Below are 6,770 nucleotides of genomic sequence, written 5' to 3' on the forward strand. Positions count from 1 at the left end.
GTTTTGCAGCGCCTGCGGCGCTGCGTGTTCGCGGCCCATCTGTGGCTCGCGTCCGAGCGACCGCCGCTGGCGACTGCGTCGCGGACGCGGCGGCCACTCGGACGCGAGCCGGGCCGCGAACGGGGAATGCTCGGTCTCGCTGCGCTCGAAATAGGGAGTGGGGCCAGTGCGGTGCCGGCGCGCCGTAATCGCGGCATCTGGTGATTGCGGTTGTGTCGGGCCGCCTGTGGCGCGGCGGACCCGCAGCGCCGCAATGCATTTCGGCCCGAGACGCAACACAGCCCGGCACCTGGGGTGCCGGGCTGAAAATGCTTACCGGGCCGGGCTGCTGGATGGCCCGGTAAGGGGTTCGTCTCAGACGACGGTGCGGGTGCGGGTGCGCGCGTTCCGGCGCTTCAGCGCCCGGCGCTCGTCCTCGCTCATACCACCCCACACGCCGGCGTCTTGTCCGGACTTCAGGGCCCAGGACAGGCAGTCGGCGGTTACGGGGCAGCGAGCGCAGACCAGCTTGGCATCGGCAATCTGCGCGAGCGCCGGACCACTGTTACCCACCGGGAAGAACAGCTCGGGGTCCTCATCGCGACAGATGGCCTTGTGGCGCCAGTCCATTCCTCTGCTCCTTTGCTGGGCGCCGCACACGGCGCCTATGGTTTGTGGTTCGTTCACTTGTGCGACTCGAATGTTTCCGCACGGTTGCTTGTGAATGCTTTCACGAACACCGTAGATGTCAATAGGCACGCGGTGCACCGTGGGGAAGGTCACGCTCCAAAGGCCCCCACATGGGGAGCCTGCCCGGTCCTTTGTACTCGCTCTACCTGGTTTTCGCAGCACAACCGCGATGTTTTTCGCGGCGTTTCGTGCTCAGCGTGGCTGTGGCGCGACCACGGCGAGGACGTCGGGCACCGCGGTGAAATCCACCACGTTGCGCTTCCCGATGAAGTCGCCATCGATTTGCAGGCCGATGGGTTCTTTGGACTCGATTCGTACGGTGGGAACGTCGTCTTCGCGAAATAAATTGCGCGACTTGGGGTTTCCGTTGGGCATCAGAAGTTGACGCGCGAGCAGGAGCGTCGGGAGCACCGCCATGGACCGCACGGCAAACACGCCGAGCCCCGATTCGAAGCGGGTTCCGGGGTTGGTGTGCACCGGTGTGGCGTTCAAGTATGTCCAGGGTGTGGTGTTCGTAACGAATGCGTAATGCACCCTGTCCACGGATTCCAGGCCGGGAATTTCGACGCGAACGCTCGGTTCGTTGCGTTTTGCCCGGAAGAATTGTCGCACAGTTGTTCGAACATAACGCGCGGGCGTGGCAGTGCGGCCGCGCGCGCGGCTGGCGTCGATCGCCTCACACACATCGGCGTCCAATCCGACGCCCGCGCTGAAACAGAACCAGCGGTCGTCCGCCGTGCCGAGGCCGATGCGGCGATCGGAATCCACCGTGAGCAGGTCGATGAGCTGGTTGGTTGCGGTCACCGGGTCCGGCGAGATGCCCAGCGCCCTGGCGAAGACGTTCGCCGAGCCGCCGGGGATCACGCCCAAGCGCGGCAGCCAGGCCTGGCCGTCGTCCAATTCGGGCAGCGGAAGGAAGCCGTTGATGGTCTCGTTGACCGTCCCATCGCCACCGTGCACGACGATCAGGTCCATCTCATTGGTCGCTGCCCACTGGGCCAGTTCCGCCGCGTGGCCGCGGTGCTGGGTGTGCGCAACGGTCAGCTGGGTGCGGCTCTCCAACGCGTGCGCCAGCAGGTCCCGGGTCGCCGGCGTCGTCGAGGTGGCATTCGGGTTCACGATCAGCAGCGTCCGCACGTTCGCAGCCTAGTTGGCCGCTGGCACGGGCCGGAAAGCGGCGAGCGGCGCCCATGCCGGACGCGACCATCGGTCTACGCCGGGGCGAGTCCTGGTCCTCCGGGTCGTAGGCTTGCCGCGTGAGTGAGCGAACCCGTCGACACAGCCGCACTTGCGCTCGTGTTGGAAGTGAGCGCCAGCGGGGTGGGGGCATGACTGAGCGGAGCGAGCGAACCATCGACACAGCCGCGCTCGCCCTCGTGTTGGCAGTGAGCGCCGGCGAGGTGGAGGCATGAGCGTGTCATCGAGGGAAATCGGACTACAGCGTGTGGTCGCGGCCGAGGGGGCGAAGCGTCGGGTAGACGCGGGCGTACCGGAGTGTCAGCGAGTGCGCCGAGGGCACAGCGCGCGGACGTGCACGATCCAGCCGAGCGTCAGCGAGGGGCGGTCGTGAGCGCCAAGGGTGCGGGTTCGGCGGGTGTGCCGTCGACGGTCCGGGCGGCCGGCGGGCTGGTGACGCTCGAAGGGGTGGTCGCCGTGGTGGTCGCGATCGTGCTGGTGGTGCGCGGGCTGCTCGGCCACGACCAGACCGCGACCAGCGGTTACGGCACGGCCGCCTGGTTCGGCATCCTCGGCGGCGCGGTGCTGGCGGCGGGCGTCGGACTGTTGCTGGGCAAACGCTGGGGCCGCTCCATTGCCGTCATCGCTCAATTGCTGCTGCTCCCGGTGACCTGGTCGCTGCTCACCGACTCCCACCAGCCGGTCTACGGCACGCTGCTCGGGCTGGTCGCGGTGAGCGCGCTCGTGCTGCTGTTCGCGCCGCCATCCACGCGCTGGATGGCGCAGGACTACGGGGTGGAACCGGAGTAGGTCCGGGCGGCATCGCCCAGCGCCGCACGGCACAGCTGGTCGGCGTGCCTGGTGGTCTCCGGCAGTCGGTAGCGCGGGGTCACGGCGAGCACCTGCGCGCAGGCTGTGTCGAGGTCGATGCGGTGGCCGACGGAGACGAAGACCGGTTTGACGCCGGTTCTGGTGCGTAGCGCGCGCCCGACCACCTCGCGGTCGATGGTGATGTCGGTGGCCGCACCGCGGTGCGGGCCCGGTTCCGCGTAATCGCCCCAGACGGTTTTCGCCACGCCGATCGTCGGTACTCCGGTCAGCAGTCCGAGGTGGCAGGCGAGGCCGAAGCGGCGGGGGTGGGCGAGTCCCTGTCCGTCGCAGATCAGCAGATCCGGTGCGGTGTCGAGCTTTTCGAGCGCGGCGAGGGTGGTCGGGATCTCGCGGAAGGCGAGCAGGCCGGGCACGTAGGGGAAGGCGGCGACGCCGTGCGCGACGGCGGACGATACCGGGCGCAGCGTCGTCGCGTCCAAGACGACGACCGCGGCGGCAACGGCGCCGGTGTCGTGGTAGGCCGAGTCGAGGCCGGCTACCGTGCGGAACCGAGTTCCAGGCGGCGTCACCGGATCGACCAGCGGCCGCAGATCGTCCTGCATCGCCATGGCCGCCGCCGCGGTGGCGGGCCAAGACGCTCGGTCGAGCCGTGCGAGCCAGGACATCCGCGCTACGGCGCCTCGGCGGCCAGTTTGCCGAGCGCCTCGCCCGCCAGCCGGTAGCCGACCCATTCGTCCTGGGCCACGGCGCCGATCGACTCATAGAAGTCGATGGAGGGCTTGTTCCAGGTCAGCACCGACCAGGCGACGCGGCTGTAGCCCTGGTCCACCGCCTCCTTCGCCAGCGCGGTGAGCAGCGCCTTGCCGTAGCCCTTGCCCCTGGTCTGCGGCTTGACATACAGGTCCTCCAGATAGATGCCGTGCACGCCGTCCCAGGTGGAGAAGTTGAGAAACCAGATGGCGCAGCCGAGCAGACCCGTCTCGTCCGCCACCACGTGCGCGAACACTTTCGGCTGCGGCCCGAACAGCGCGGCATGTAACTGCTCGGCCGTCACCGAGCACTCGTGTCGCGCTTTCTCATAGTCGGCCAGGTCGTAGACGAGATCGACCAAGCCAGGCACATCGGACGGGACGGCGCGGCGCAAGACCGCGTCGCCGAGATCAACGGCGTCCGGATCCGTGGAGCTGAGGTCGGTCGCGACGGGACCGCCGGTCTTGGGCGCGCCGAGATCGGTTGCGATGGAATCGCCCCGCTCGATTGCGTTCGGATCGACGGCGCCGGCGTCGGTCGCGGTGGGCTCGGCGTCGGTCGCGCCGAGACCGGCTGGGTTGGGATAGCCGGACGAGGTTGCGCTGGAGCCGGTGGCGTTGTTGTCGGTCGCGGCGCGGGGACCGGTCGCATCGGGATCGCCAGGCTCGCATGCGTTCGGTCCGGTGGCACTGGCGTCCGTGGCGGTGGGCTCGGTGTCGATCGCGCCCGGATCGGTTGCGTTGGTTTCGCTAGGCGCGGTTGCGTTCGGATCGGTCGCACCGTTTGCGGGGTCGACGGTTCGGGTCACTGTGCTCCGTTGGGTACCAGGTTGTGCGCGTGGATGGTGCGCGCGTCGTGTTCGTAGCCGAGCACGGTCAGCGCGCCGGTCGACATGGCGAAACGGCGGCCCTCCCTGACCTCGAATTCCGCCCATCGGGCGATCAGCGTGCGGGAGAAGTGGCCGTGCCCAACCAGCACGATATCCCGCTCCGCGAGGACCGGCTCGGCGGCGGCCAGTGCCCGGTCGGCTCGCGCGCGGACCTGATCCGCGCTCTCGCCGTCGGGAACCTCGCCGGTCCAGATGGTCCAGCCGGGCGCGGACTCGCGGATCTGCGGGGTGGTCAGGCTTTCGTAGGCGCCGTAGTCCCATTCGGCGAGATCGGCGTCGATCACGGCGCCGGTGAGCCCGGCCAGCTCCGCGGTGCGCACCGCGCGTTGCCGAGGGCTGGTGTGCACCAGCGGATTTCGCAGCTTCAACGTGGTCAGCAGGCGTCCGGCGGCCTCGGCTTGCCGTTCGCCGTGTTCGGTGAGCGGCAGATCGGTGCGACCGGTGTGGCGCCGCTCGCGGGACCAGGTCGTTTCGCCGTGCCGGAGCAGAACCAGTCGGGCGCCATCGTGTGCGGACATGCCTCCCATCATGGTCACGACCACGCGGCACCGCCCGCACCGGGGCGGATCACGCCTGGATCGGCTCGCCGAGTTCGAGCACGACCAGCGGCAACGGACGCGTGACCTTGGCCTGGTAGTCCGCGAGCAATGGATTGTTCGCCAGCACCCAGCCCGCGAACTCCTCGTAGTCGGCGCCCTCCAGCACCCGCGCCGTGCCCTGGTAGGTGGTCGAACCCAACTCGATGGTCACCCGAGAATCGGCTTTGACGTTGTGGTACCAGGCCGGGTACTTGCCCTCGATGAACGAACTCAGGTACAAGGTCTCGCCGCGCCGCAGCAGCCCGAGCGGGACCACGTGCCGCTTACCGCTTTTGGCCCCGGTGGTGGTGAGCAGCACCAGTTCACCGCCCTCGTACGCGCCGCCGACCTTGCCCTCGTTGCCGCGGAACTCCTGGATCACACCGTCGTTCCACTGGGCGATCTCTTCGTCGGAGTACTGCTGGTTCCACGGCGCGTCCGGATCGTCATAGGACGTGGTCGCGGGCGTGGATTCCGCTGCGGAGGACTCGATTTCGCTCATGCCACCAGTCTTCCTCGAGCCACCGACAAGTTCGGGCCCGTGCTGCCGACCGAACGCGATCGGGTACGGCGCTCGCGGTTGCGCGCCACACCGCGGCCGTGCATCACATAGCGACGCTGGCACTGTCGACGAACCCGGTTCAGCCGAGAGCGTGCAGTTCTCCGTCACGTAGTTCGAGCACGGTGTTGCCCAGTACCGCGAGGAAGATGGGCCCGCCGGTGTAGCCGGGCCGCTCCACCGGGATGCGCCCGACCTCGGCACCTGTGGCCGGATCCACGACGGACAGTGCGCCGTTGGTGGGCAGCAGCAGCTTGCCCGCCATCAGCGCGGGCGTGCCGAGGGCCGCGCCCGACGTCCATAGCGGATCGAATGTGCTTCCATTCAAGGCGATCACACTGTTGCCGGTGAAGACGAGGTAGGCCGATCCGATTCGGGTGGTCGTGGCATCCGGTCCCAGCGGCGACGAAAGCTGATGCACCACAAGCGGGTTGCCGTTTCCGTCGTAGACGGCCAGCCGTGGTGGGAGCGACTCCGTGCCCGCCGTGACGCCCGGGAGGTACAGCACGATCCGGCTGTCGGACACCGCGACCACTTCGGCGTCGGCGGAATCCATTCCGGGCCCGGTCAATACATGTGAGCCGTACTCTTCGGGCACCGTGTTGTCCTTCGGGGCCGGGTTGAGCACGGTGAGCCGGTTGGCAGGGTCGGCAGGGCAGCGTTCCAGCACGGCGAGCCGGGACGGACTGGAACTCGCCGACAACAGCGTGCAGCCCTTGCGCGGTTGGGTCTTCACATTCACCGGCGCGTCGACGAAGCCGTACTCCACGGTGCGCACCAGATCCGAGCGCCACATCTCCAGCCGCCGCGGCCCCTGCGCGAGGACGTAGGTGCCGTCGCCCGACAGCCGCACGCTCGAGTCCATGTAACTGCTGCGCGCGGTGCGTCGGTCGCCGCTGTCTCCGGCGAGCAGCGTGGTCTGGCTGCAGCCGCGGTCGTCGCGGTACACCGCCACGACCATGCCGTACTGTCCCTCGATCCCGCACAGCGGCAGGTCGCGCCGGTATTTCCAGAGCTGATCGCCGGTGGCAGGATCGCGGCCTACGACGGTGTCGTCTTCGCCGGTGACCACGACGCCGCCGGACACGAGCGCTCGCGTGCTCGCGCGGTCCGGCGCGTGCCACAGTTCGCGCAGCGAGGTGGGCAGCCGATCGGCGGCGACGGGGGTGGTCACGGTCGTCGCCGCGGTCACCGATTCGGTGCCGCGCGCGTCTCCGCGCACCCAGACCACGACCCCAGCGATCGCCACGAGAACCGCGATCGCCACGGCAGCGATGATGTCGGCGCGGGTCCGCCGCTCGGGTGCGAGCACGAGTGC

General features: G+C 68.8%; 8 protein-coding genes. 1 reads left to right on the forward strand and 7 read right to left on the reverse strand.

Annotated elements, in window-relative coordinates:
• Positions 1-354: 354 nt before the first annotated feature.
• Positions 355-609, reverse strand: coding sequence for a WhiB family transcriptional regulator (locus NA4_RS36745; protein ID WP_011211115.1), 255 nt, complete (start codon positions 607-609; stop codon positions 355-357).
• Between the two features lie 252 nt (positions 610-861).
• Positions 862-1,806: a diacylglycerol/lipid kinase family protein gene (locus tag NA4_RS36750; protein WP_067480539.1), complete on the reverse strand. Its 945-nt coding sequence runs from the start codon at positions 1,804-1,806 to the stop codon at positions 862-864.
• A 429-nt stretch (positions 1,807-2,235) separates the two neighbouring features.
• On the opposite strand from NA4_RS36750, the gene NA4_RS36755 reads away from it, so the two are divergent.
• Positions 2,236-2,655 carry a hypothetical protein gene (locus NA4_RS36755; RefSeq protein ID WP_067480542.1) on the forward strand — a complete coding sequence of 140 codons (420 nt, stop codon included), beginning with the start codon at positions 2,236-2,238 and terminating at the stop codon, positions 2,653-2,655.
• Here the strand turns inward: NA4_RS36755 and NA4_RS36760 are convergent.
• From NA4_RS36760 to NA4_RS36780, 5 genes are all read right to left on the reverse strand, one after another.
• The gene (locus NA4_RS36760) at positions 2,634-3,341 is read right to left on the reverse strand and encodes an endonuclease V (protein WP_067480545.1); all 708 of its coding nucleotides are present in this window, start codon (positions 3,339-3,341) and stop codon (positions 2,634-2,636) included. The genes NA4_RS36755 and NA4_RS36760 overlap by 22 nt on opposite strands.
• A 5-nt stretch (positions 3,342-3,346) precedes the next feature.
• On the reverse strand, positions 3,347-3,820 hold the full coding sequence (locus NA4_RS36765; RefSeq protein WP_067480554.1) for a GNAT family N-acetyltransferase: 474 nt from the start codon (positions 3,818-3,820) through the stop codon (positions 3,347-3,349).
• Positions 3,821-4,230: 410 nt separating this feature from the next.
• Positions 4,231-4,833, reverse strand: coding sequence for an acid phosphatase (locus NA4_RS36770; protein WP_157129531.1), 603 nt, complete (start codon positions 4,831-4,833; stop codon positions 4,231-4,233).
• Positions 4,834-4,882: 49 nt separating this feature from the next.
• A complete protein-coding gene (locus NA4_RS36775; protein WP_067480548.1) occupies positions 4,883-5,395 on the reverse strand; it encodes a nitroreductase/quinone reductase family protein in 513 nt (170 codons plus the stop codon).
• Positions 5,396-5,534: 139 nt separating this feature from the next.
• A complete protein-coding gene (locus NA4_RS36780; protein WP_067480551.1) occupies positions 5,535-6,764 on the reverse strand; it encodes an Rv3212 family protein in 1,230 nt (409 codons plus the stop codon).
• Positions 6,765-6,770: the final 6 nt, after the last annotated feature.

The sequence above is a fragment of the Nocardia amamiensis NBRC 102102 genome (assembly GCF_001612745.1).
GTDB classification, from domain to species: domain Bacteria; phylum Actinomycetota; class Actinomycetes; order Mycobacteriales; family Mycobacteriaceae; genus Nocardia; species Nocardia amamiensis.